Origin of the sequence: Lactobacillus nasalidis (assembly GCF_016587775.1) — a bacterium.
Lineage (GTDB): Bacteria > Bacillota > Bacilli > Lactobacillales > Lactobacillaceae > Lactobacillus > Lactobacillus nasalidis.
The window spans coordinates 1-2,303 of the sequence record NZ_BOCG01000531.1 but is presented as its reverse complement, the minus strand read 5'-3'; the positions used below and the strand labels follow the sequence as shown (position 1 = coordinate 2,303).

At 53.9% G+C, this 2,303-nt stretch carries 2 protein-coding genes and 1 pseudogene; all 3 read left to right on the top strand.

Features of this window, described 5'->3' with window-relative positions; all coding sequences use genetic code 11:
* The coding region (locus lacNas_RS10405; RefSeq protein WP_201336280.1) for a BMP family lipoprotein at window positions 1-405 on the top strand (405 nt) is incomplete at its 5' end.
* An 82-nt stretch (window positions 406-487) separates the two neighbouring features.
* Window positions 488-2,032, top strand: coding sequence for an ABC transporter ATP-binding protein (locus tag lacNas_RS10400; RefSeq protein WP_201332057.1), 1,545 nt, complete (start codon window positions 488-490; stop codon window positions 2,030-2,032).
* Window positions 2,025-2,303, top strand: a pseudogene (locus lacNas_RS10395) (ABC transporter permease); the annotation flags it as partial. The gene lacNas_RS10400 and the pseudogene lacNas_RS10395, both read left to right, overlap by 8 nt.

Sequence of the window (2,303 nt, the reverse complement as noted above, 5' to 3'; positions counted from 1 at the left end):
GACGGCGCTGACATCATCTACCAAGCTGCCGGCAACGCCGGTAACGGTGTCTTCACCGAAGCCAAGACCCGCAACAAGGCAACTACTGCTGCCAAGAAGGTCTGGGTCATCGGTGTCGACGTTGACCAGTCAAGCCTGGGCAACTACACTTCAAAAGACGGCAAGAAGGCCAACTTTACGCTGACCTCCGTATTAAAGGGGCTGCGTTTCGCATGCAAGGACATCGCTGACAAAGCCTACAAGGGCAAATTCCCTGGCGGTAAGGTAATTTCCTACGGCTTAGCTCACGATGGCGTCTCTGTCACTAAGGGGAACCTTGATGCCAAGACCTGGAAGGCAGTTCAAGCTGCCCGCAAGCAGATCCTGGCTGGCAAAATTAAAGTTGCAACTACTCCAAGTAAGTAGCACAATATATAGTAGTCAATCTGAAACACTCCGCAATATTACGGGGTGTTTTTTGTAAAAGTAATAAAGAAAGTTTTGTCATATGGAAAAAGAGATCAAAAACATCATTGAGATGCGCCATATCGTGAAAGACTTTAACGGTTTTAAAGCCAACAACGATATCAACCTCACGCTCCGCGAGGGCGAAATCCTGGCGCTTCTTGGCGAAAACGGCGCCGGCAAGTCTACTTTAATGAGTATCCTGTCCGGCCTGCTGGAACCAACCTCTGGCGAAATCTACGTACGGGGCGAGAAGGTCAACATCTCCGGCCCGAACGTCGCTACCAGCCTGGGGATCGGGATGGTGCACCAGCACTTTATGCTGGCCCAGGCCTTTACTGTCCTGGAAAACATCATCTTGGGCCACGAAACCACCAAGGGTCTGGCTCTGGACTTTAAGACCGCCAGAGAAAAGATCATGGCCCTGTCCGAGCAATACGGCCTGGCCATCGACCCTGACGCCAAAATTTCCGACATCACCGTCGCTCAGCAGCAAAGAGTCGAAATCTTGAAGGTCCTTTACCGCGGGGCCGACATCCTGATCTTCGACGAACCGACTGCCGTCTTGACACCGCAGGAAATCACGGAATTCATCAAGATCATGAAGAACCTGGCCAAGGAAGGCAAGTCCATCATCTTGATCACCCACAAGCTGAAGGAAATCAAGGAAAGTGCCGACCGGGTCACTGTCATCCGGGCTGGTAAGTCCATCCAAACCGTCAACGTCGCTGACGCGGATGACGAACAATTGGCCGAAATGATGGTTGGCCACCATGTTAACTTTAAGCTGGACAAATCCGAACTCAAACTCGGGAAAAATATCCTGGAAGTCAAGGACCTGCACGTCAATGAAGACCGGGGGACCGAAGCAGTCAAGGGTCTCTCCTTCAACATCCGCGGCGGGGAAATCCTTGGTCTGGCCGGGATCGACGGCAACGGCCAAGACGAACTGGTCGAAGCCATCACTGGCCTGCGCCACGTTGAAGGCGGCCAGGTGCTGATCAACGGCCAGGACCTGACCAACAAGCCAGTCCGCCAAATCACCGAAGCCGGCGTCGGCCACATCCCTGCCGACCGGCAAAAGTACGGCTTGATTCTGCAATTGCCTTTGTCTGAAAACATGGCCATCCAGACCTACTACAAGGAACCTTACTCCAAGCACGGGATCATGAACGAAAAGGCCATCCGGGAACACGCCCGGGAACTGATCAAGAAGTTCGACGTCCGCACGACCAGCGAACAATTGCCGGCCAGCGACCTGTCCGGTGGTAACCAGCAAAAGGCCATCATCGCCCGGGAACTTGACCGGAACGCCGACTTGATCATCGCCTTCCAGCCTACCCGTGGTCTGGACGTCGGGGCCATCGAATACATTCACACCCAACTGCTGAAGCAAAGAGACGCCGGCAAGGCCATCCTGCTGGTCTCATACGAACTTGACGAAATTTTGCAGCTGTCTGACCGCATCGTCGTCCTGCACGACGGGGCAGAATCAGGGGAAGTCAAGCCTGATCAGACCAGCGAAACTGAACTCGGTCTGCTCATGACTGGGAAGAATACCAAGAAGGAGGCTGCCGCTAATGATTAAGGTGAGCCCTAAAGCCAAGCGGCTTTTAGTGCCAATCGTTTCTGTTATTGCCGGCTTTTTAGTCGGGGCCATCATCATGCTGGTCTGGAGCTATGACCCATTGCAGGCTTACAGCTCAATGTTTGAAAGTGCCCTGGGATCCATGAACGGGATCGGGGAAACCATCCGGAATGCCACCCCGCTGATCTTCATCGCCATCGGCTTCCAGATTTCCTCAGCCGCCGGCTTCTTCAACATCGGTCTGCCGGGCCAGGCGCAAGCCGGCTGGCTG

Bases quoted from the DNA above. Each gene is read 5' to 3' on its own strand.
- lacNas_RS10400 (WP_201332057.1), top strand. From the start codon at position 488: ATGGAAAAAGAGATCAAAAACATCATTGAGATGCGCCATATCGTGAAA.